Here is a 23,351-nt window from a genome sequence, read left to right on the forward strand (position 1 = left end):
GTGCCAGAGCGGGCCGGCGGGATAAAAATCAGGGCGGCGTTCATTTCCAGGACCGCCCGGGCAGCTTTTATCCCGCACAAACTGACACGCAAATTCAGGAGAGCCAAAGGAAGTGGACAAATGAGTTTTTTTAAATCATTAAAAGACAAATTCACCCGGCAGGCCGATACGGTAACCGATAAATTTAAAACCGGCCTTGCAAAAACGCGCGATAATTTCTCGAGCAAAGTCAACAATCTTGTCGCGCGTTACCGGAAAGTCGACGAAGACTTTTTCGAAGAACTGGAAGAAATTTTAATTCAGGCGGATGTCGGCTTCCAGACGGTGATGGAACTGATCGATGAGTTAAAAATGGAAGTGAAACGGAAAAACATCAAAGCCCCTTCTGAAGTCCAGTCCGTGATTTCCGAAAAACTGGTTGACATTTATTCAGGCGGAGAAGAAGCCCCGAACCGGCTTAACATCCAGGACGGCGCCCTGACTGTTATTTTGTTTGTCGGCGTAAACGGCGTCGGTAAAACGACAACGATCGGCAAGCTCGCCCATATGCTGAAACAGCAGGGAAAAAAAGTGATGATGGCAGCCGGCGATACATTCCGCGCCGGTGCCATTGAACAGCTTGAAGTCTGGGGAGAAAGGGTCGGCGTGGAAGTGATCAAACATTCGGAAGGATCCGATCCGGCCGCTGTTATGTTTGACGCCGTCCAGGCAGCGAAAGCAAGAAATGCGGATGTCCTGCTTTGTGATACGGCGGGCCGCCTGCAAAACAAAGTCAATTTGATGAAGGAACTGGAAAAAGTAAAACGCGTCATCGAACGGGAAATCCCGGGGGCGCCGCATGAAGTCTTGCTCGTTCTGGATGCCACCACCGGGCAAAATGCGATGGTGCAGGCAAAGACGTTTAAAGAAGCTACGGACGTAACCGGGATCGTGCTGACAAAATTGGATGGCACGGCAAAAGGCGGGATTGTGCTCGCGATCCGGAACGAACTCCATATTCCCGTCAAATTCGTCGGCCTCGGCGAGAAAATGGATGACCTCCAGCCGTTCGATGCAGAAAAATACGTGTACGGGTTGTTTTCCGATCTGATCGATGAAGTGCCGGAAGAACAAGCCTGACTGCGTGCGGGCCGCACTGCGAATCATAATAAAGCGCGCAAGCCCGCGGTATTACGTATGGCAGGGAGCCCTTCAAAGCGCGGGGCGATTGCGGGTAAACGGACTTGTTTTCATTGACAAAAAACAAGAATCTTTGTATTCTGAGTTTATGTAAAGCATTTTCACTTAACAGGGGGAAGAAGCCATGCTGGAGAAAACAACGCGAATGAATGATTTGTACGATTTTTACCAATCGTTGTTGACTCCAAAGCAGCGCAGCTATATGTCCCTCTATTATCTCGACGACTTGTCGCTTGGTGAAATCGCCGAACAATATGGTGTGAGCCGCCAGGCGGTTTACGATAATATCAAACGAACCGAACAAATGCTCGAAGACTATGAAAAAAAGCTTGGTTTATTGGAAAAGTTTCAAGCGCGCACACGAATCTTCCGGTCGATGCGCAATCTTTTGGCGCATAATGCCAATCCGGAACTGGCGCGGCTTGTCGATGCGCTTGAAAAATTGGAATAGGGGGCGGAAAAATGGCATTTGAAGGACTCGCAGAACGCCTGCAGGGCACGATGCAGAAAATCCGCGGAAAAGGCAAGGTCACGGAAAGCGACGTCAAAGAAATGATGCGGGAAGTCCGCCTTGCCCTTCTGGAAGCTGACGTCAACTTCAAAGTGGTAAAAGATTTTGTAAAAAAAGTGAGCGAACGCGCGGTCGGCCAGGAGGTGCTGAAAAGCCTGACACCCGGGCAGCAGGTCATTAAAATTGTCCAGGAAGAGCTGACCAATCTTATGGGCGGATCCCAGAGCAAGATTGCCGTTGCAAAGCGCCCGCCGACCGTCATCATGATGGTCGGCCTGCAGGGTGCCGGGAAAACGACGACATCGGGGAAACTGGCCAACCTGCTGCGAAAAAAATACAACCGGACCCCGCTGCTCGTTGCGGCCGATATTTACCGCCCCGCTGCAATCAAGCAGCTGGAAACGCTCGGAAAACAACTCGGCATGCCGGTATTTTCGCTTGGCGATAAAATCAGCCCGGTGGAAATTGCCAGGCAAGCGATTGAAAAAGCAAAAGAAGAACATCACGATACCGTCATCATCGATACGGCCGGCCGCCTCCATATTGACAGCGAGCTGATGAATGAATTGAAGGAAATCAAGGAACTTGCGCATCCGGATGAAATTTTTCTTGTCGTCGATGCGATGACAGGCCAGGATGCCGTAAATGTCGCGCAAAGTTTTAATGACCAGCTCGGCATCACCGGCGTCATCCTGACGAAGCTTGACGGCGACACGCGCGGCGGGGCGGCTTTATCCATCCGGGCCGTAACCGAAAAGCCGATTAAATTTGCCGGGATGGGCGAGAAAATGGATGCACTCGAACCGTTTCACCCGGAAAGGATGGCTTCCCGCATTCTCGGCATGGGCGATATCCTGTCGCTGATTGAGAAAGCGCAGGAAACCGTTGATGAAGAAAAAGCGCGCGCGCTCGAAAAGAAAATGCGGGATCAGTCGTTTACGTTTGAAGATTTCCTTGAGCAGCTCGGCCAGGTCCGGAAAATGGGGCCGCTCGGTGACATTTTGAAAATGATCCCGGGGGCCAACCGGATGAAAGGGATGGATAATCTGCAAATTGATGAGAAGCAAATTGCGCATGTCGAAGCGATTATCCAGTCGATGACAAAGCAGGAAAAAATCCGCCCGGACATTATCAATGCAAGCCGGAAAAAACGGATTGCGAAAGGTTCCGGCCGCCCGGTGCAGGAAGTCAACCGGCTTTTGAAACAATTTGAAGAAATGAAGAAAATGATGAAACAACTGCAAGGCATGAATCAGAAAGGCCGAAAAAAAGGCTTTAAATTCCCTTTTATGTAAAAAAGCAAGGGTGTTAAGAGAAAAGACTTTACACCATCATGATTTTCTGATATGATACAGTCTTGTGAGAAACTTTTTTGGAGGTGTATGATTAAAATGGCAGTAAAAATCCGCTTGAAACGCATGGGCACAAAAAAATCCCCGTTTTACCGCATTGTTGTGGCAGATTCCCGTTCACCGCGTGATGGACGTTTTATTGAAACAGTAGGAACTTACAATCCTGTTGTAGATCCTGCAGAAGTCAAAATCAACGAGGAAGCCGCGCTCCAATGGCTGAAAAACGGCGCCCAACCGTCTGACACGGTACGCAACTTGTTTTCAAAACAAGGCATTATGGAAAAATACCATAACGAAAAACACGGCAAATAATCATGGACCAACAGATGGATGATTTAATCCTTTCGATCGTCAAGCCGATTGTCGGCCATCCGGATGAGGTGCGAGTAGAGCGGGATGAACAAGAATCCGGAACGCTCTACCGCCTGATTGTCCATCCGGATGATGCCGGCATGGTTATTGGCAAAAAAGGGCGTACCGCAAAGGCCATCCGTACGGTCGTTTATGCTGCGGCCGGCGTGCACGGGCATAAAAAAATCCGTCTTGAAATTGCCGAATAACGGACAACGATGGATAGAACACCAGAGAAAGGGAGGCGCACACCTCCCTTTTTACATACATCTTTCGGGCTTTCCCCTCATCTTAACCGACATCCGCTTTTTCCGGCTGCTTTTATTTGGGTTGCTAATAAATGGCGAAAAGGAGGGCAGGGCATCTTGAAAATCCTTCAAAAAGTGATGGTCAAGCAAATCCTGACCGAAAAGAGCAAAGGGATGCTTTTGGATACATACCGGCAAAAGAAACAACAACTTCAAAAAGAATGTGAGCAGCTCCGGTTTGAAACGAAAAAACTGGAAAAACAAAAAAAGTTTTCGGGAACCAATTTAAAAATGCATTTTGAAAAAGAAATTGAAAGCCGGCAGGAGAAAATCAAACTGGTGGAGTTTCAAATTGAACAACTGCTTTTGCTTCCGATCGGGACGGAATTAAAAGAAAAAGAAATGCACGCCATTGTTGACGTCCGGGAAGGCGACGACTGGAGTGCGGTGACAAAAGAGAAATCGATTATTATAAAAGACGGCATCATCCATGAAATTCGCGAGAGGTGAGAATATGACACAATGGTTTAATGTCGGCAAAATCGTCAATACACACGGCATCCGCGGAGAAGTGCGGGTCATTTCCAAAACGGATTTCAAAGCGGAACGGTATAAACCGGGCAATACGCTCTACTTGTTCCTTCCCGGCTGCAATGAACCGGTTGCGCTTACGATTGAATCTCACCGGGTGCATAAGCAGTTTGATTTGCTGAAGTTTGAGGGCTTTGATTCGATTGGGGAAGCCGAGAAATGGAAAGGCGGCATGCTGAAAGTTTCCGAAGAACAGCTGGATGAGCTTGGCGAAAATGAGTTTTATTTTCATGAAATCATCGGCTGCGAAGTCGTGACAACCGCAGGCGAGAAAGTCGGGACGGTAAAAGAGATTTTAACGCCCGGGGCAAATGACGTCTGGGTGGTGAAAACAGCGCAGCAGAAAGAGGCGCTAATTCCGTATATTGAAGACGTCGTCAAAAAAGTCGACAAAAAAGAAAAAAGAATTGTAATTGAACCGATGGAAGGGCTTTTGCCATGAAAATGGATATATTGACTTTGTTCCCGGAAATGTTTGAAGGCGTTCTCGGATCTTCTATTTTAAAAAAAGCAGAAGAAAAAGGGATCGTCCATTACCATCTGGTCAATTTCCGCAAATACAGCGACAACAAGCATAAAACCGTCGATGACTACCCGTACGGCGGCGGGGCGGGCATGGTGTTAAAGCCCCAGCCGGTGTTCGATGCAGTAGAAGACCTGCTTGAGGGGAGCAAAAAAAAGCCGCGCATCATTTTGCTCTGCCCCCAGGGAGAAACGTATACGCAGCAAAAAGCGGAAGCGTTTGCGAAAGAAGAACATCTGATCTTTATTTGCGGCCACTACGAAGGGTATGATGAACGGATCCGTACACTTGTAAGCGATGAAATTTCAATCGGGGACTATGTGTTAACGGGCGGCGAGCTGGGCGCAATGGTCATGATCGACAGCATCGTCCGCCTGCTTCCCGGTGTTTTGGGCAATGAAACTTCGCCTGTTACCGATTCTTTTTCAACCGGGCTGCTGGAACATCCGCATTATACGCGTCCGGCGGATTTCCGCGGGATGAAGGTGCCGGACGTGTTATTATCCGGAAATCACCGGCTGATTGAAGAATGGCGCGAAAAAGAGTCGCTGTACCGCACCTATACGAGGAGGCCGGACCTTTTGCACGGCGTGACGCTCTCCGAAAAGCAAAAAGCGTGGCTGAAAGAATGGGAAGAAATGCACGGATAGCTGTTGCAATCGGCATGCGTTTATGCTAAGATTGCATTTGTGGTTTGCTTGAAAACAAGGCAGGCCACCGTAAAACGATGTTCCGCTGCAAATAAGATGGAAGATTTGCAAGAGCATTTGTTGGAAGGAGTTGAATACGATGCACAATATTATTGACGAAATTACAAAAGATCAACTTCGCACTGATCTGCCTGCTTTCCGCCCGGGGGATACGGTCCGCGTCCATGTAAAAGTTGTCGAAGGTTCACGCGAACGTATCCAGGTTTTTGAAGGTGTGGTCATTAAACGCCGCGGCGGCGGGATCAGCGAAACGTTTACAGTCCGGAAAGTTTCTTACGGCGTCGGCGTTGAGCGTACATTTCCGCTCCATACACCGAAAATTGCGAAGCTTGAAGTCGTGCGTCGCGGTAAAGTTCGCCGTGCGAAACTTTACTACCTGCGTAATCTGCGCGGTAAAGCCGCCCGTATTAAAGAAATCCGCTAATTTGCTGCAACGGCTGTTCGAAAAGGGGCTATCATGGCCCCTTTTCTTCATACTTATACATAAATAACCCGGGTGCCGTCTGAGGTTTTCAATCGGCAACCAATCCTGTTATAATGCAAAATATCAGGGAATATACACTTAATGGATACATGGAATGAGGCGGTGTAAATAAATGGAAAAACAGAAAAAACCAAAAAATGAACTGTTCGAATGGGTGAAAGCGCTGCTGATCGCTGTGGCACTGGCCGGCATTTTGCGCTATTTTTTCTTCGCCCCGATCGTGGTCGACGGTTCTTCCATGATGCCGACTTTGAAAAACGGCGACCGGATGATTGTAAATAAAATCGGGACCCCGAAACGGTTCGACATCGTCGTTTTCCACGCCCCGGAAGGCAAAGATTATATCAAAAGGGTCATCGGGCTGCCGGGCGACCGGATCGAGTATAAAAATGACGTCCTGTATATTAACGGGAAAGCGTATAAAGAGCCTTATCTCGATAAATATAAAAAAGCCGTTGCCGACGGACCGCTTACGGAAGATTTTACCTTAAAAGATTATATCGGGCGCGACACGGTGCCAAAAGGGCAGATTTTTGTGATGGGCGATAACCGCCGGTACAGCAAAGACAGCCGCCAGATCGGGACCATTCCGCTTAGCAAGGTGGTCGGGGAGACAAACTTTGTATACTGGCCGGTGAAAGATGCCCATATGATCAATAAATAAGCGCCCGGCAGCTGCACATTTTACGGAAAAAAGTAACCGTGATGGAGTTGACGCATGATGGCAATACAATGGTTTCCGGGCCATATGGCGAAGGCAAGGAGAGAAGTGACCGAAAAATTAAAACTGGTCGATATCGTTTTTGAACTGCTGGATGCAAGGATCCCGGTTTCCTCCGCCAATCCGATGCTGGATGAACTGATTCAGCAAAAGCCGCGGATCAAATTGTTGAACAAGGCGGATATGGCGGATCCGGCTGCTACAGCCCGCTGGCTTGAAATATTATCCGGCGGCAATACGCATGTCCTTGCCATTGACGCGCAAAGCGGAAAAGGGCTCGACAAAATGGTGAAACTGGCTGAACAGATTTTGCAGCCAAAATGGGAGAGACTGCGGGCAAAAGGCATCCGTCCGCGTGCGATACGGGCGATGATTGTCGGGATACCGAACGTCGGCAAATCGACGCTCATTAACCGGCTTGCCGGGAAAAATATCGCCAAAACCGGCAATACGCCGGGCGTGACAAAAGCGCAGGCATGGATAAAAGTCGGGAAAACGATGGAACTCCTCGATACGCCCGGAATCCTCTGGCCGAAATTCGAAGACAAGGAAACCGGCTATAAGCTCGCCTTAACCGGCGCAATTAAAGACACGATCCTCAACCTGCAGGACGTTTCCGTATTTGGCCTGCGTTTTCTTGAAAAACATTATCCCGACGCATTAAAAGCCCGGTATAAGCTCGGGGATATCCCGGACATCGTACCCCTTTTTGACCATATTGGGCGCCTGCGTGGCTGTTTGCGGGCGGGAGGGGAAATCGATTACGACAAAACGGCTGAGGTGATTATCCGTGATATCCGCGGCATGAAACTGGGGCCTCTGACATTTGATTTGGGATAAGCGCCTCCGTAAAAGGGGCGCTTATTTTTCATAGGAGGGGAAACATTGAAAATCAGTGATATTGAAGCGCGGCTTTCAGAAATGACAAATCCGTCCGATCCGTTCGTCAAGAAGTTGCGCCGGGATGAACGGAAAGGCGCACAAAAAGCGCTGGAAAAATGGATGAGAAAATTAGAAAAAGAGCGTGAACAGCTTGAAAAATTCCGGGAGATGTCCCGGTTTGAAGACGCCCTGCGCCGCCACGGCTGCCGCCTGATCGCCGGAATTGACGAGGCAGGCAGGGGGCCGCTTGCCGGTCCGGTTGTAGCCGCTTGCGTCATTCTTCCGGAAGATTTTTGCCTGCCCGGACTGAACGATTCCAAACAGCTTTCCGAAAAACAGCGGGAGGCCTTTTTTGCGCACATTCAGGAGGAAGCCCTTGTCGGCGTCGGCTTTGCCAGTGCAGAAGAAATTGACCGGATGAATGTTTACGAGGCGGCCAAAAAGGCGATGCTTGCGGCTTTGGGCCATTTGCCCGCTTCTCCGGACCATTTGCTGATCGATGCGATGGAAATTCCGGCCCCGTACCCGCAAACTTCGATTGTAAAAGGGGATGCGAAAAGTATTTCAATTGCCGCGGCTTCCGTGATTGCAAAAGTAACGAGAGACCGGTATATGCGGGAAATGGATGAAAAATATCCCGGGTACGGTTTCGCCATACATAAGGGCTACGGGACGAAAAAACATCTGGAAGCGATCATGAAGCTTGGCCCATGCCCGATCCATAGAAAATCGTTTGCGCCGATTAAAGACAGGCCGGCAATCCGCCGATAAATAAGCAAGAAGGAAGAAACAGAGCGGGGGGTAAGCATGCAAATTTCTTTTGGCAAACAACCATTTATTAAAGCCGGCTCAAATATCCGCACGTTTTCTTTTCAAACGGGGCAGATTTTTTCCGGCGCCATCCAAAAACTGTTTCCAAATGACACCGCACTTATCCGGGCAGGCGGGCGTGCGTTTGCCGCGAAACTCGAAGTGCCGCTTGAAGCCGGAAAAAACTACTGGTTTCAAACGGTTTTGGTCGATGGTGAAGTCCGGCTGAAAATGCTCTCGGAAGCCGATGCAAACGACAATGCCGGAAAAGCTTTGCTCCCGCAAATGCAGCTGCCGCCGGGGAAAACGTTCCAGTCCCTTGTCTCGTACTTGGCTGAACGGGGGATTCCGTTTACAAAAAATGACATTGCCGCAATCGGCGCATGGCTGAAGCATGTGCCGGATCTTGCAAACGGGCTGGAAACGGCTGCCCTCATGCAAGAAGGCTTTCCTGTGACGGAGGGCGTGTTCACTTCTCTCCGTACCTTCGTGCAAAACACACCGGTAGATCAGCTTTTAAACCGGCTGCAGCAGGCGCTTCAGCAGGGGGAACAGACGCCGGAAACCAGGCAATTGCTTGCGCTTATCAGGGAACTTGGGGCGGGCAACGGGCAGGTGACAGGAGAGGCGCTGCGCCTGCAAATCAAAGAGAAGATTCAAAAAATGGGGCTTTTTTATGAGGCGGGGCTTTTGCATGGGGATAAAACCGCGGACAAGGGCGGGCTGCCTTTAAAAGCGTTGCTTGTTGAGTTGCTGCAAAAAGGCGGGGGAACAAAAGCAGCCCGGGATGCAGCAGACGAAATCGTGCAGAAACTGAACGGCCAGCAACTGCTTTCGCTTCCCGGCGGGGCGGTGCAGCACATTTGGATGGAAATTCCGCTTTCTTTCGCGCGCTTTCAAACGAATGCCGTTGTGCAATGGTCAGGCAGGCGGAAAAAAGACGGAAAAATAGACAGTAACTATTGTAAAATCATTTTTTACTTAAATCTTCAGTTTATGAAAGAAACATTGGTCGAGATGAATGTGCAAAACCGGATCGTTTCCATCCGCATTTCCAGTTTGAAAAAGGGCCTCCAGGAAGCCGTAAAGCCTTTTTTGCCGGCCTTAAAGGAAGGCCTTTCCAAAACCGGTTACACATTGTCTGATGTCCGGTTCGGGGAATTCCAGCCGGGTGCTGTGCGTGCCGCGCTCAGCCGGCCGGACGTTTCCGGGAAAGGGGTTGACCTTAGGATATGAAGGATCCACAAAAAGACATAAAAGAAGCGGTCGCGCTCCAGTACAGCCCGGATGCGCATTCCGCCCCTGTCGTGAAGGCAAAAGGCAAAGGGGACACGGCCAGGCGGATTATCGAAGAGGCAAAAAAAGCGAATGTCCCGATCCAGCAGGACCCGGATCTTGCCGCGCTGCTCGGCCGGCTCGATATCAACGAAGCGATCCCGGAAGAACTGTATGCGGCTGTGGCCGAGGTGTTTGCCATGATTTACCGCCTCGACCAGTCGCTAAAAAACAAGGATATCAAATGAACGAAAGTTTTACATCAGGCCCAGGCGCCCATTTGAATAAAGATTGCGATTCACAGCAGGCAAACGAACGGTGAAATTCCGTCCATTTTATACTGCAAAAAATATTTTTGAATAATAATAGCCATTTTCGTTCATTATGGTAGACATCTTTTCCGATGTTTATTAAAATGAAAGCGCAGTTAATTTTTTGAACAGTTTGATAGGAGGATGGAACATGAATATTCACGAGTATCAGGGCAAAGAGATCCTGAGAAAATACGGGGTCGCTGTGCCGAACGGGAAAGTGGCCTTCACCGTGGATGAAGCGGTGGAAGCGGCGAAATCGCTCGGAACAGATGTATGTGTGGTAAAAGCGCAAATTCATGCCGGCGGCCGCGGAAAAGCAGGCGGCGTCAAAGTGGCAAAAAATTTGGATGAGGTTCGTACATACGCGCAGGAACTGCTTGGCAAAACGCTTGTGACGCATCAGACAGGCCCTGAAGGCAAAGAAGTGAAGCGCCTCTTGATTGAAGAAGGGTGTGACATTCAAAAAGAATACTATGTCGGCCTTGTTTTGGACCGTGCGACAAGCCGGGTTGTGCTGATGGCTTCTGAAGAAGGCGGCACGGAAATTGAAGAAGTGGCGGCCAAAACACCGGAAAAGATTTTCAAAGAAAGCATTGACCCGGCAGTCGGCCTGTTGCCGTTCCAGGCGCGCCGCATTGCATTCAACATCAATATTCCTGCTAAACTTGTAAATCAGGCTGTTAAATTTATGACAGGCCTTTATCAAGTATTTGTGGAAAAAGACTGCTCGATCGCGGAAATCAATCCGCTTGTTGTAACCGGCGACGGAAAAGTGATGGCGCTCGATGCCAAATTGAATTTTGATTCGAACGGCTTGTTCCGCCAGCAGGATATTCTGGCATACCGCGATCTCGAAGAAGAAGACCCGAAAGAAATTGAAGCGTCGAAATACGATTTGAGCTATGTCGCCCTTGACGGCAATATCGGCTGCATGGTAAACGGCGCCGGCCTTGCGATGGCGACAATGGACATTATTAAATATTACGGCGGCGATCCGGCCAACTTCCTTGATGTCGGGGGCGGCGCAACGGAAGAAAAAGTAACGGAAGCGTTTAAAATTATTTTATCGGACGAAAAAGTCAAAGGCATTTTTGTCAACATTTTCGGCGGCATTATGAAATGCGATGTCATTGCTTCCGGCGTGGTTGCAGCCACAAAACAGGTCGGGCTCGACATTCCGCTCGTTGTCCGTCTTGAAGGGACCAATGTGGAACTCGGGAAGAAAATTTTAAACGAATCCGGGTTGAAAATTGTGGCAGCTGAATCGATGGCAGACGGCGCACAAAAAATTGTCGAACTGGTCAGCTAACAGCAGCTGTTCATTCGGGCCAAATGCGAACAAATATTCTTGAATGAAGAAGGCAGGGGAAAAAAGTGAGCATTTATGTAAATAAAGACACGAAAGTCATTGTCCAGGGGATTACCGGGAAAACGGCGCTTTTCCATACAAAACAATGCTTGGAATACGGAACGAAAATTGTCGGCGGCACAAGCCCTGGCAAAGGCGGGACTGAAGTAGAAGGCGTGCCGGTCTTTAATACGGTGGAAGAAGCCGTTAAAACAACGGGCGCAACCGTTTCGGTTATCTTCGTGCCAGCTCCGTTTGCGGCAGATGCGATTATGGAAGCGGTCGATGCAGAACTCGATCTTGTTATCTGCATTACTGAGCATATCCCGGTGTTGGATATGGTCAAAGTGAAACGTTATATGGAAGGGAAAAAAACGCGCCTGATCGGGCCGAATTGCCCGGGCATCATCACGCCAGATGAATGCAAAATCGGCATTATGCCGGGTTATATCCATAAAAAAGGCCATGTCGGGGTCGTTTCCCGTTCCGGCACGCTGACTTATGAAGCCGTCCATCAGCTGACGCGCGCCGGCATCGGCCAGACAGGAGCGATCGGCATTGGCGGTGACCCTGTGAACGGCACCAACTTTATTGATGTATTAAAAGAATTTAACAATGATCCGGAAACAGAAGCGGTCATTATGATCGGTGAAATCGGCGGGACGGCGGAAGAAGAAGCTGCCAAATGGGTTCAGGCAAACATGAAGAAACCGGTTGTCGGATTTATCGGCGGTGTCACAGCGCCTCCTGGAAAACGGATGGGCCACGCCGGCGCTATCATTTCAGGCGGCAAAGGAACTGCAGCCGAAAAAATCCGCACGATGAACGAATGCGGCATCCAGGTGGCCGAAACACCGGCGGTCATTGGGGAAACGCTGATCCGTGTCCTGAAGGAAAAAGGCCTTTACGAGAAATGTAAAAACCTTTAAGTTGCGGCACCGGCCGTCCCGGAACCCGCATTTTCCGGGGCAGCTTGGTGAAACTGCCCGGATCCGGCTGCCATTTTAAGCGTGCAGCCGGGTCCTAAATATTTTGTTTTTTTCAATGAAATACGGTCTGAAAGCGAGGAAAACAATGGAACCGTTAAAAATCAAATACATTCATTTGGACCATTGCAGGGGGATTTCCCGTGGGCAAAAAATGAAAATCCTCGAATTTGATCCGCTGCTTGAAAAAATCTGTCGGATTCCCCCTGAAACACTGCGCGCCATGCTTCAGATGCAAAAGGAAACGTTTGAACGATTTTATGAAGACCTCCTTCATCTTGACATCAACCCCTATTTAACCCTCTACCGGGAAAAACAGATCCGGATGACAGCCCGTTTTGAACCGGAATATCCGCCGCTTCTGAAAGAAACGTACCAGCCTCCTGCCATACTCTATTCAATCGGAAATATATCATTGCTGAAAAAACGTGCGCTGGCCGTTGTCGGATCAAGAAAGGCCGGTTCCTATGCGGAAAAAGCCGCCGATCATTTGCTGCCGCCCCTGATCGAAAAACAGTTTACCATTGTCAGCGGGCTGGCGAGAGGGGCGGATGCGATTGCCCACCGTGCTGCCATGAAATTTGGGGGAAAGACGATTGCGGTGCTCGGAAGCGGATTTTTTCATATTTATCCGCGGGAAAATACAGGGATGGCGGAGAAAATAAAACAGGGCCATTTACTCCTGTCGGAATATCCGCCGTTTACGCGCCCTGAAAAATGGCGTTTTCCGGAACGCAACCGGATCATCAGCGGCATTTCGGAAGGTGTGCTCGTGCTTCAGGCGGAAAAACGGAGCGGCTCTTTGATCACGGCAGATTACGCCCTCCAGGAAGGGCGGGAAGTTTTCAGCGTGCCGGGAAACGTTCTGGACAGCCTGTCGGAAGGAACGAACCATCTCATCCAGCAGGGCGCAAAACTGGTGACGTGCAGCGGGGACATTTTGGAAGAACTGCTTTCGGCAAGGTAAAATTGTCAGGGAAAATTCATAAATGGGGAGCGATTTTCCGATTTTGTGAAAAAACGCATGATTTTTGGATAAAATGTATATAAAATAGAGAAAGAATAGATAAAATTTTCAAAATGAAATCGTTTGCCATGTTGATTTTTCATCATCCGTGCTGTTACAATTGACAAATGCGGGTATCCATGCCCATAATTACAGATGATTTTGTTTGAAAAATGAAAGCAAAGTTGCTGCAAAGAGAGGGTATAAGCTCTCCAGGGAGGATTTTTGAATGTCAGACTACTTAGTGATTGTAGAATCACCTGCAAAAGCGAAAACGATTGAAAAATATTTGGGAAAAAAATATAGAGTGAAAGCTTCCATGGGGCATGTGCGCGACTTGCCGAAAAGCCAAATGGGGGTGGATGTGGACGACCATTTTACACCGAAGTACATTACAATCAGGGGCAAGGGGCCAGTCTTAAAAGATTTGAAAAACGCGGCCAAAAAAGCTAAAAAAGTCTATCTTGCCGCCGACCCTGACCGCGAAGGGGAAGCGATTGCCTGGCATCTCGCCAACAGTCTGAATCTGGATGTGCATTCGGACTGCCGCGTCGTATTTAATGAAATTACAAAGGACGCGATCAAAGAATCATTTAAACATCCGCGCCCGATCAATATGGACCTTGTCGACGCCCAGCAGGCAAGGCGGATTTTGGACCGCCTCGTCGGTTATAACATCAGCCCGCTTTTATGGAAGAAAGTGAAAAAAGGTTTGAGTGCGGGCAGGGTACAGTCCGTTGCCGTCCGCCTCATCATTGACCGGGAAAATGAAATCAAATCGTTTGTGCCGGAAGAGTACTGGACAATTGCCGGATCCTTTAAAAAAGGGAAAGACACGTTCCAGGCATCTTTTTACGGTGTGGACGGAAAAAAAATGCAGCTGAAGTCAGAAGCGGATGTGAAAAAAATTACCGGCCTGCTGAAAAGCGACAAGTTCCAGGTTTCTTCCGTCACGCACAAAGAGAAGAAACGGAATCCGGCACCGCCGTTTACGACTTCTTCCCTGCAACAGGAAGCCGCCCGGAAACTGAACTTCAGGGCGAAAAAAACAATGATGGTGGCCCAGCAGCTGTATGAAGGCATCGACCTTGGAAAAGAAGGCACTGTCGGGCTGATCACGTATATGAGAACAGACTCGACTCGGATTTCGGATGTCGCAAAAACAGAAGCCAATCAATATATTCAGGAAAAATTCGGGGAAAACTATTTGCGCCAGGAAGAAAGAAAAGAGAAAAAGCAGGCAAATGCCCAGGATGCGCACGAAGGGATCCGGCCAACAAGCATTTTCCGGGACCCGGGTTCGCTCAAGTCCTTTTTAAGCAGAGACCAGTATAAGCTGTACAAATTGATTTGGGAACGCTTTATGGCCAGCCAGATGGCCCCTGCGATACTGGATACGATGAGTGCCACGCTGGCAAACGGCACAGTCTTGTTCCGGGCTTCCGGTTCAAAAATCCAGTTTCCGGGCTTTATGAAAGTGTATGTGGAAGGTTCCGACGACCAGCAGGAAGAAGGCGAACGTTATTTGCCGCATCTCGAAGAAGGGGATGTTGTCCACTCCGAGTCGATCGAACCGAAACAGCATTTCACCCAGCCGCCGCCACGCTATACCGAAGCCCGGCTTGTCAAAACACTGGAAGAACTTGGAATCGGGAGGCCGTCCACCTATGCGCCGACATTGGATACAATCCAAAAGCGCGGCTATGTGGCACTTGAAAATAAGCGGTTTGTCCCGACAGAGCTCGGCGAAATCGTGCTCGAACTGATCCGGGAATTTTTCCCCGAAATCATAGATGTCGAATTCACCGCTGATATGGAAAAAGACCTGGATGAAATTGAAGAAGGAAAAGTGCCATGGGTCCAAGTCATTGATGCGTTTTATCAAAATTTCGAAGCCCGCCTGAAAAAAGCGGAAAACGAAATGGAGAAAATCGAGATCAAAGATGAAGAAACGGGGGAAATGTGCGAGCTGTGCGGAAGCCCGATGGTGTATAAAATGGGGCGTTACGGCAAGTTTATGGCTTGCAGCAATTTTCCTGACTGCCGCAATACGAAACCAATCGTTAAAAAAATCGGTGTCACTTGCCCGAAATGCGGCAAAGGCGAAATCATTGAGCGGAAAACAAAGAAAAACCGCATTTTCTACGGGTGCGACCGTTATCCGGAATGCGATTTTGTCTCATGGGATAAGCCGGTTGGCAGGAAGTGCCCGAAGTGCGGCGACATGCTTGTTGAGAAAAAACTGAAAAAAGGGACGCAAATCCAGTGCGTGCATTGTGATTATAAAGAGCAGTCGGTGGAATAATGATTGGGCCATGCCGGAACTTTACAGCCTTGCGCGGAGCGGGCGGCAAAGTTCGGGCTGATGAAAATGAATATTTACATTTTTACGAGAAAATACAACTTATTCTTTTACTTCTTGCAGCAGCTGGTGTAAAATGCTTAAAGGGCAGTTGCGACAAAAAACGACAGATTTCCCGAATCGTTGGCGGCACCGTCCAAAAGCTTTTCAGTAAACGGCATTCCCGGCTTTTCACGGGTAGGAAGCGCCAGTCAAGAGGACAATTCAAAAATTTATGAAAAATATGTAACATTCGTTGCAATCCGATCCGGAAATGTGTTATGATTTAACCGGATTTCCGAATGCCGTCTCTTGGCTTCGAAGCATATGAGCCGGCGGGAGACGGCATTCGGTTGGCACAAGCCGGGGATGACGGACACCCGGCCCGGCGCAAAAATGCCGGCTGGCGGGTTTGTCCGGGCCGCCTTGCCGGGCCGGAAAAAATGGCAATAACCCGGAAAGCCCCTGTGATCCATCAATGTGAAGGGTGGAGTAAAGCAGGCCCGTTTCCCCGCACATGTGAGGTGTTAAACAGATGAACGGCGAACTGTCCGGCTATTTGCTTTCTTTTATGGAATACATGCAAGTGGAAAAAAACTATTCCGCATATACAATCAAATTTTACCGTCTGGATCTGGAGGATTTTTTTGTGTTTTTAACCGCACAGGGGATCGCCTCGCTAGACGAGGTGGGGTATCCGGCGGGGAGGCTGTATTTGACAACGTTGCATGAACATGGGTACAGCCGCGCCACGGTAGCACGGAAAATATCCAGCATTCGCAGTTTTTTCAAATTCCTGATGCGGGAGCAGATTGTCAAGGAAAATCCCTTCGCACTTTTATCACAGCCGAAACAACATAAGCGTCTGCCCAAATTTTTTTATGAGGAAGAAATGGAGCAACTATTTGCGGCATGTGAAGGGGATGATGCATTGTCCCGGCGCAACCGCGCTTTGCTCGAAATCCTGTATGCGACCGGCATCCGCGTGAGCGAGTGCGTCAATATCCGGTTGCAGGATATTGATTTTGAATTCGAGACGATCCATGTAAAAGGGAAAGGAAAAAAAGAACGGATCGTGCTGTTCGGCCATTTTGCAGGGGAAGCCGTTTCGGATTATATGGCGCATGCACGGAAAACGTTGATGCGCGGCAAAGAAGACCATTCCTATTTATTTGTAAATGCACGCGGCGGCGCATTGACCGATAAAGGTGTCCGCTATATTTTAAATGAAATGATCAAAAAAGCGGCACTGACCGGAAAAATTCATCCCCATATGTTGCGGCACACATTTGCAACCCATTTGCTGAACCACGGGGCTGATTTGCGCACAGTACAAGACCTTCTTGGGCATGAAAGCTTGTCTTCCACGCAAGTCTACACACATGTAACCAAGGAGCATTTGCGGAAAACCTATATGGCTTACCACCCGAGAGCATAGCAATGCAAGGCGGTTCGCTTTGATTACATAGGAGGTGCTGATATGGGTGATTTTCACGCAACCACAATATTTGCCATCCGCCATAACGGGAAAAGCGCAATGGCAGGGGACGGGCAGGTGACGCTCGGAAACGCCGTCGTGATGAAAAACACGGCCAAAAAAGTCCGCCGGCTGTTTAACGGAAAAGTGCTGGCCGGTTTTGCGGGCTCAGTTGCGGATGCTTTTACGCTTTCCGAGATGTTTGAAGGAAAACTGCAGGAATATAATGGCAACCTGACGCGTGCAGCAGTGGAACTGGCCAAAATGTGGAGAAGCGATAAAGTGCTCCGAAAGCTCGAAGCGATGCTGATTGTCATGGATGAAAACAATTTACTGCTTGTCTCGGGAACGGGGGAAGTCATTGAACCGGATGACGGCATCCTCGCCATCGGCTCGGGCGGCAATTACGCGCTCGCTGCCGGCCGCGCACTGAAACGGCATGCGGCAGAAAACTTTACCGCAAAAGAAATTGCGCGGGCTTCCCTTGAAATCGCATCTGAAATTTGTGTATTTACAAATTCAAACATTATCGTGGAAGAGTTATAAGCGGAATGGGCAGCCGATACCGGTATATTTCCATAAAGGAGTGAGCGGATTGGCCAACACGTTTAGAAAAACAAACAGTTTGACACCAAGGCAGATTGTTGAGCGCCTGGACCAGTATATTGTCGGCCAGAAAGAAGCGAAGCGGGCAGTTGCCGTGGCGCTCAGGAACCGTTACAGAAGAAGTCTGTTGTCTGAAAAAATGCGGGAAGAAATTATTCCTAAAAACATTTTGATGATCGGGCCGACCGGTGTCGGAAAGACGGAAATCGCAAGAAGAATGGCGCGGCTTGTCGGTGCCCCGTTCGTCAAAGTGGAAGCCACGAAGTTTACGGAAGTCGGATATGTCGGCCGGGATGTGGAGTCGATGGTACGCGACCTTGTCGAGACGGCTGTCCGGCTTGTAAAAGAAGAAAAAATGAACGGCGTGCGCGATCAGGCGGAGAAAAATGCAAATGAGCGCCTCGTCGATTTGCTTGTCCCGTCGCGGAAGAAGCAGGGGAATTTCAAAAACCCGTTTGAAATGATTTTTGGCGGCGGCGGGCAGCAGGACACGGCACCGGATGAAGAGGAGGAGGAGTACTCCAAAAGGGAGCAGAAACAGCGTATACGGGAAAAACTCTTAAACGGTGAACTGGAAGGTGAGCCGGTTACCGTGGAAGTGGAAGAGCAGGCCCCGTCCATGTTTGATTTGTTCCAGGGTTCCGGTATGGAACAAATGGGCATGAGTGTGCAGGACGCGCTTGGCAATCTGCTGCCGAAAAAAACGAAACGGCGGAAATTGCCAGTCAGGGAAGCAAGAAAAGTGCTTGCGCAGGATGAGGCACAGAAACTGATCGACATGGACGAAGTGACCCAGGAAGCCATTTTCCGGGCGGAACAAACCGGCATTATCTTCATTGATGAAATCGACAAAATCGCCTCCAAAAACGGGAGCGGATCCCAGGCGGACGTATCGAGGGAAGGCGTCCAGCGGGATATTCTGCCGATTGTCGAAGGTTCGACGGTTGTCACAAAATACGGCTCCATTAAAACGGATTATATTTTGTTTATTGCTGCCGGCGCTTTCCATATGGCAAAACCGTCCGATCTGATCCCCGAACTGCAAGGGCGTTTTCCGATCAGAGTGGAGCTTGAAAAACTGACTGTTGAGGACTTTGTCAAAATTCTTGTCGAACCGGATAATGCCCTGGTGAAACAATATATTGCATTATTGGAAACAGAAGGTATACAAATAGAATTTTCTGACGAAGCTATTACCAGAATTGCTGAAATTGCTTTTGAAGTGAACCAAAATACCGATAATATCGGGGCGAGAAGACTTCATACCATCATGGAAAAACTGCTCGAAGATCTTTCTTTCGAAGCACCGGACATCCATTTGGAAAAGGTGTCCATCACCCCGCAGTATGTGGACGAAAAGCTCGGCGCGATCTCACAGAACAAAGATTTAAGCCAGTATATTTTATAACCGTTTTGAAAAATCGGATAAGGGTAGACGTGTGATGAAGGCTTTTTGCTCATTTTGCGGCAGGTCCCGGCAATTCAATGCAGTTCAAATACCGAATCAATCTAGGAGGAATGGAAATGAGTTTGTTAGATAAAACAAGGAAAATTAATTCGATGTTGCAAAAAGCAGCCGGACGTCCGGTGAATTTTAAAGAAATGGCGGAAACGCTGAGCGATGTGATTGAAGCCAATATTTACATCGTCAGCCGCCGCGGGAAATTACTCGGCCTGGCCATCAATCAGAAAATTGAAAACGAGCGGATGAAACAAATGTTTGAAGACCGCCAGTTTCCGGAAGAATACACGAACAGCCTGTTTAACATTACGGAAACCTCATCCAATTTGACGATTGAAAGTGAGTACACGGCATTTCCGATTGAAAACAAAGACCTGTTTGAAAAAGGCCTGACAACGATTGTTCCAATCGTCGGCGGCGGGGAAAGAATCGGTACGTTAATTCTGGCCCGTCTTGAGCGGGAATTCGACGAAGAAGATCTTGTCCTGGCAGAATACAGCGCGACGGTTGTCGGCATGGAAATCCTCCGTGAAAAAACAGAAGAAATTGAAGAAGAAGCACGCAGCAAAGCAGTCGTGCAAATGGCCATCAGTTCTTTGTCCTACAGCGAGCTGGAAGCCATTGAACATATCTTTGAAGAATTAAACGGGAAGGAAGGCCTGCTTGTCGCGTCCAAAATTGCGGACCGCGTCGGCATTACCCGCTCTGTCATCGTGAACGCGCTACGTAAACTGGAGAGCGCAGGCGTCATTGAATCCCGTTCCCTTGGCATGAAAGGGACCTATATCAAAGTATTGAATAACAAATTCCTCGTTGAACTTGAAAAAGTCCGTTCTAACTGACGGATAAGCTTTCCGGAATTTGCGTCAAAAAAGGATACGATTCGTATCCTTTTTTTATTGCTGTTTAATTTACCAGAAAAACGAACAAATACTAATATCTGGATATTTATAAAGTTTAAGGAAATCCGGCCTGCCAATAGTGTTTCCCAGTAATTGTAAATTTTTGCAACCCCGGGCGCATCAAGGCACTTGAAAAATTTTTTTGCGCTTTTTTCACAAGGCGGGAAGAATGGATTAATCCGAAAGTCCCACTTTCAAAAAATTTTTTGTGATTTAAAAATATGTTCATTTACAGCCCGTTATGAAACAATTAAAATAAAAAATAGCAAACAATTTGTCGTATAAAAGAAAAAAATGTCAAGTTTATGTAATGAGGTGTCCATTGATGAGTCTCTCTTCCACTGCGTTACGGTCGCTTGAGCATGCATTGCAGTATGCTTCGCTCCGGCAGAAAGTGATTTCAAACAATATTGCCAATGCGGACACACCAAATTATAAGGCGCAGGATGTCAGTTTCAAAAATGTGCTGGAGGATTCGGTCAATGCCCTATCAGCAAACCGGACAGACCCCCGGCACTTCCGTTTTTCCGCCGAGGATTCAAACCCGGAAATTGTGACGGAATCCGGCACCACTTACAACAGCAACGGCAACAGTGTTGACATCGATACCGAAATGGCGAACCTTGCCAGCAACCAGATTTATTACGAGGCACTGATTGAGCTGGAAAAAGGAAAGCTTTCATCCTTATTAAATGTCGTGAGAGGAGGCCAGTAAGATGTCCATGTTCACCGGAATGAACATTTCTTCTGAAGCCTTATCGGCACAGCGTTTACGGATGGATGTCATCTCTTCCAATATTGCGAACGCTGATACAACAAGAGATACATATGTAAACGGGAAATGGCAGCCATACCGCCGGAAAGAAGTGGTGCTTGCTACAGGAGGCGGTTCTTTTGCCTCCATATTTCGTTCGAAACTCGGAATGCAGGGTGCCGGTTCCGGCGTCCAGGTGGCCGGCATTGTCGAAGATAACAGCGATTTTAAAAAAGAATACAAACCGGATGATCCGGATGCAGATGCGAACGGATATGTGACAAAACCAAATGTGGATCTCTTAACGGAAATGACTGGTATGATCAGCGCCACCCGTTCGTATGAAGCCAATGTCACAGCGTTGAATGCTTCCAAAGCGATGCTGATGAAGACGCTCGAACTCGGGCAGTAACAGGGAAAATTCCGCGCGTGAAAGGAGGCGAATGATGTGGCTATCCAACAAATCAGCCAGGCGCCGTCCGCAAGTTTTAGCGGGCTGTCGCCAAAACCGGCGGGCACCGCTTCGTCCGCGAACGGCTCCGTTTCATTTTCGAACTTGCTGAAGCAGTCTGTCAATGAACTGAACAAACAGCAGAACAATTCCGACAACATGATCACAAAACTATCGAACGGCGAAAATGTGGACCTGTACCAGGTGATGGTCGCCGTGCAAAAAGCAAACCTTTCGATGCAGGCGGCACTGGAAGTCAGAAACAAAGCAGTCGAAGGCTATAAAGAAATGATGCAGATGCAAGTATAACGTTCTGATCCGGTACATATAAAGCCGTTTCCCGGCCATAGCGCCCGCATCCTTTCCACCTGCCATCAGGCGGAAAGGATGCCGGAACGTTCGTTGTTTGCTGTCCAATTATTCTATTTATGAAACACCGTGAATTTTTTATCCCGGGGGATAATGATGAATGAAAAGTTAAAACAATCTTTTCAAAACCTGAAGGGGTTTTGGAAAAGCAGGAGCAAGAAGCAGAAAACAATCGGCATATCCGCCGTTGCCCTTATGCTGGTACTTGCTGCCGGAATCACTTATTTTATGACGAAAACAAAATACGCGCCGCTCTACAGCGGGCTGGATGTCTCCGAAACAGGATCCATCAAGGATGAACTAGACCAGGAAGGCGTTCCGTCCAAAATCACGGACGGCGGCAAAACGATCGAAGTGCCTGAAGACCGGGTGGACGATTTGAAAGTCACATTGGCTGCAAAAGGGCTGCCAAAGACCGGCAGCATCGACTATTCCTTTTTCAGCCAGAATGCAAAATTCGGGATGACAGACAATGAATTTAACGTCGTAAAGCTCGATGCGATGCAGACGGAACTGGAGAATCTGATTGAACAGATGGACGGCGTCGAAAAAGCAAAGGTGATGATCAATCTGCCGAACCAAAGTGTCTTCGTAGCCGACAGCCAGGCAAAAGCTTCCGCATCGGTTGTCCTGACGTTAAAACCCGGTTATGAGTTGGACCAAAACCAGATAAAAGCCGTTTACAACCTTGTTTCGAAAAGCGTTCCGAATCTTCCTACTGATAATATCGTCATTATGAACCAGAATTTTGAGTACTATGACATAAATTCTTCAAGTTCTTCCGGAAATGCTTATACACAGCAGCAGGCGATCAAAAAACAAATCGAACGGGACATCCAGCAGCAGGTGCAAACGATGCTTTCCACACTGATGGGTGCAGGAAAAGCGGTTGTCACCGTTACAGCGGATATCGATTTTACGCAGGAAAAACGCGAGGAAGATCTCGTTGAACCGGTTGATAAGACGAATATGAAAGGCATTGAAATCAGCGCCAAAAAAATCCAGGAAACATACCAGGGTACAGGCGCAGCAGCCGGAACGCCATCTGGCAGCACGGATTCTGTCGGCTCTTCGTATGTATCCGGGTCGAACGGGAACGGGACGTATTCCAAAACAAGTGACACGATCAACTACGAAGTAAACCGGATTAAACGGAAAATTACAGAGAGCCCGTACAAAATCCGCGATCTCGGCATAGAAGTCATGGTCGAGCCGCCGGTCAGAACAAAACGGTCTTCCTTGCCCGCTTCCCGGTTAAAAGATATTAAATCGATGCTTTCTACGATTGTCAGAACGTCGATTGACAAGTCAAGCGGCACAAGGCTGACCAATCAAACGGTTGCCGATAAAATCGCAGTTTCCGTCCAGCCATTTGCAGCCAATGCGCCGGAGAAGGCGAAAAAAGCTTCGATTCCGTGGTGGGTATACGCGATTGGCGGAGGTTTGCTTCTCGTGATTGCCGTGCTCATCTTCCTCATGATCCGGAACAGACGGCGGGCCGCTTCGGAGGCTGAAGAAGAGATGGCGGAAGAAACGCCGGAAAAACCGGCACCGCCCCGCATTCCGGACGTAAATGAGGAACAGGAAACCGACGCTTCAGCAAGGCGGAAACAGCTTGAAAAAATGGCAAAGGAAAAACCGGATGAGTTTGCGAAACTATTGCGGTCATGGCTTTCCGAAGAATAGGAGGGAGACAAG

The 23,351-nt window shown here is 48.6% G+C and carries 26 protein-coding genes; all 26 read left to right on the top strand.

All coding sequences use genetic code 11. The features are described 5' to 3' along the window. The first annotated feature begins 120 nt into the window (after window positions 1-120). The 26 genes from ftsY to fliF all read left to right on the top strand — a co-directional run bounded on the left by ftsY (window position 121) and on the right by fliF (window position 23,339). Window positions 121-1,119: a signal recognition particle-docking protein FtsY gene (gene ftsY / locus NSQ19_RS05490; protein WP_237349184.1), complete on the top strand. Its 999-nt coding sequence runs from the start codon at window positions 121-123 to the stop codon at window positions 1,117-1,119. 184 nt (window positions 1,120-1,303) lie between these two features. After that, window positions 1,304-1,630 (top strand): putative DNA-binding protein, encoded by a 327-nt coding sequence (locus NSQ19_RS05495; protein ID WP_017553259.1) that lies wholly within the window; start codon window positions 1,304-1,306, stop codon window positions 1,628-1,630. A gap of 11 nt (window positions 1,631-1,641) precedes the next feature. After that, window positions 1,642-2,985: a signal recognition particle protein gene (gene ffh / locus NSQ19_RS05500; protein ID WP_013859061.1), complete on the top strand. Its 1,344-nt coding sequence runs from the start codon at window positions 1,642-1,644 to the stop codon at window positions 2,983-2,985. 96 nt (window positions 2,986-3,081) lie between these two features. Beyond that, window positions 3,082-3,354, top strand: coding sequence for a 30S ribosomal protein S16 (gene rpsP / locus NSQ19_RS05505; protein ID WP_026104868.1), 273 nt, complete (start codon window positions 3,082-3,084; stop codon window positions 3,352-3,354). Then, the gene (locus NSQ19_RS05510; protein ID WP_280136683.1) at window positions 3,354-3,602 is read left to right on the top strand and encodes a KH domain-containing protein; all 249 of its coding nucleotides are present in this window, start codon (window positions 3,354-3,356) and stop codon (window positions 3,600-3,602) included. The genes rpsP and NSQ19_RS05510 overlap by 1 nt, the downstream gene beginning before the upstream one ends. Window positions 3,603-3,758: 156 nt before the next feature. Beyond that, window positions 3,759-4,151: a YlqD family protein gene (locus NSQ19_RS05515; RefSeq protein ID WP_029142350.1), complete on the top strand. Its 393-nt coding sequence runs from the start codon at window positions 3,759-3,761 to the stop codon at window positions 4,149-4,151. Between the two features lie 4 nt (window positions 4,152-4,155). After that, window positions 4,156-4,674 (top strand): ribosome maturation factor RimM, encoded by a 519-nt coding sequence (gene rimM, locus NSQ19_RS05520; protein ID WP_019722017.1) that lies wholly within the window; start codon window positions 4,156-4,158, stop codon window positions 4,672-4,674. After that, entirely contained in the window at window positions 4,671-5,405 is a 735-nt protein-coding gene (gene trmD / locus NSQ19_RS05525) for a tRNA (guanosine(37)-N1)-methyltransferase TrmD (protein ID WP_029142351.1), read from the top strand. The genes rimM and trmD overlap by 4 nt, the downstream gene beginning before the upstream one ends. A 139-nt stretch (window positions 5,406-5,544) precedes the next feature. Then, a complete protein-coding gene (gene rplS / locus NSQ19_RS05530) occupies window positions 5,545-5,889 on the top strand; it encodes a 50S ribosomal protein L19 (RefSeq protein WP_013859067.1) in 345 nt (114 codons plus the stop codon). Window positions 5,890-6,061: 172 nt separating this feature from the next. Then, a complete protein-coding gene (lepB, locus tag NSQ19_RS05535; RefSeq protein WP_013859068.1) occupies window positions 6,062-6,613 on the top strand; it encodes a signal peptidase I in 552 nt (183 codons plus the stop codon). Between the two features lie 54 nt (window positions 6,614-6,667). Further along, window positions 6,668-7,510: a ribosome biogenesis GTPase YlqF gene (gene ylqF, locus NSQ19_RS05540; protein WP_019722018.1), complete on the top strand. Its 843-nt coding sequence runs from the start codon at window positions 6,668-6,670 to the stop codon at window positions 7,508-7,510. A 45-nt stretch (window positions 7,511-7,555) separates the two neighbouring features. Then, the gene (locus tag NSQ19_RS05545; protein ID WP_017554451.1) at window positions 7,556-8,323 is read left to right on the top strand and encodes a ribonuclease HII; all 768 of its coding nucleotides are present in this window, start codon (window positions 7,556-7,558) and stop codon (window positions 8,321-8,323) included. Window positions 8,324-8,359: 36 nt separating this feature from the next. Further along, entirely contained in the window at window positions 8,360-9,598 is a 1,239-nt protein-coding gene (locus tag NSQ19_RS05550) for a hypothetical protein (RefSeq protein WP_340702536.1), read from the top strand. Beyond that, complete coding sequence (locus tag NSQ19_RS05555) at window positions 9,595-9,885, top strand: EscU/YscU/HrcU family type III secretion system export apparatus switch protein (RefSeq protein WP_013859072.1); 291 nt, start codon at window positions 9,595-9,597, stop codon at window positions 9,883-9,885. The genes NSQ19_RS05550 and NSQ19_RS05555 overlap by 4 nt, the downstream gene beginning before the upstream one ends. Window positions 9,886-10,099: 214 nt before the next feature. Further along, entirely contained in the window at window positions 10,100-11,260 is a 1,161-nt protein-coding gene (gene sucC, locus NSQ19_RS05560; protein WP_061566966.1) for an ADP-forming succinate--CoA ligase subunit beta, read from the top strand. Between the two features lie 65 nt (window positions 11,261-11,325). Next, a complete protein-coding gene (gene sucD, locus NSQ19_RS05565) occupies window positions 11,326-12,228 on the top strand; it encodes a succinate--CoA ligase subunit alpha (RefSeq protein WP_019722024.1) in 903 nt (300 codons plus the stop codon). A 145-nt stretch (window positions 12,229-12,373) separates the two neighbouring features. Then, window positions 12,374-13,252 (top strand): DNA-processing protein DprA, encoded by an 879-nt coding sequence (dprA, locus tag NSQ19_RS05570; protein ID WP_029142355.1) that lies wholly within the window; start codon window positions 12,374-12,376, stop codon window positions 13,250-13,252. Window positions 13,253-13,520: 268 nt separating this feature from the next. Beyond that, complete coding sequence (gene topA / locus NSQ19_RS05575; protein ID WP_029141585.1) at window positions 13,521-15,596, top strand: type I DNA topoisomerase; 2,076 nt, start codon at window positions 13,521-13,523, stop codon at window positions 15,594-15,596. Between the two features lie 571 nt (window positions 15,597-16,167). Continuing rightward, window positions 16,168-17,070, top strand: coding sequence for a tyrosine recombinase XerC (xerC, locus tag NSQ19_RS05580; RefSeq protein WP_017554460.1), 903 nt, complete (start codon window positions 16,168-16,170; stop codon window positions 17,068-17,070). Window positions 17,071-17,112: 42 nt separating this feature from the next. Beyond that, window positions 17,113-17,655, top strand: coding sequence for an ATP-dependent protease subunit HslV (hslV, locus tag NSQ19_RS05585; protein WP_019722029.1), 543 nt, complete (start codon window positions 17,113-17,115; stop codon window positions 17,653-17,655). Between the two features lie 49 nt (window positions 17,656-17,704). Then, entirely contained in the window at window positions 17,705-19,123 is a 1,419-nt protein-coding gene (gene hslU, locus NSQ19_RS05590) for an HslU--HslV peptidase ATPase subunit (RefSeq protein WP_013859081.1), read from the top strand. A gap of 116 nt (window positions 19,124-19,239) precedes the next feature. After that, window positions 19,240-20,019, top strand: a complete 780-nt coding sequence (gene codY / locus NSQ19_RS05595) for a GTP-sensing pleiotropic transcriptional regulator CodY (RefSeq protein WP_029141584.1) — start codon at window positions 19,240-19,242, stop codon at window positions 20,017-20,019. A 385-nt stretch (window positions 20,020-20,404) separates the two neighbouring features. Continuing rightward, window positions 20,405-20,794 (top strand): flagellar basal body rod protein FlgB, encoded by a 390-nt coding sequence (gene flgB / locus NSQ19_RS05600; protein ID WP_327076318.1) that lies wholly within the window; start codon window positions 20,405-20,407, stop codon window positions 20,792-20,794. Window position 20,795: 1 nt separating this feature from the next. After that, the gene (gene flgC, locus NSQ19_RS05605; RefSeq protein WP_328192216.1) at window positions 20,796-21,245 is read left to right on the top strand and encodes a flagellar basal body rod protein FlgC; all 450 of its coding nucleotides are present in this window, start codon (window positions 20,796-20,798) and stop codon (window positions 21,243-21,245) included. A gap of 36 nt (window positions 21,246-21,281) precedes the next feature. Then, complete coding sequence (gene fliE, locus NSQ19_RS05610; protein WP_340702537.1) at window positions 21,282-21,593, top strand: flagellar hook-basal body complex protein FliE; 312 nt, start codon at window positions 21,282-21,284, stop codon at window positions 21,591-21,593. A 156-nt stretch (window positions 21,594-21,749) separates the two neighbouring features. Then, entirely contained in the window at window positions 21,750-23,339 is a 1,590-nt protein-coding gene (gene fliF, locus NSQ19_RS05615; protein WP_340702538.1) for a flagellar basal-body MS-ring/collar protein FliF, read from the top strand. The last annotated feature ends 12 nt before the right edge of the window (window positions 23,340-23,351 follow it).

This window comes from Weizmannia sp. FSL W8-1119 (genome assembly GCF_038008605.1).
GTDB lineage: Bacteria > Bacillota > Bacilli > Bacillales > Bacillaceae_C > Weizmannia > Weizmannia coagulans.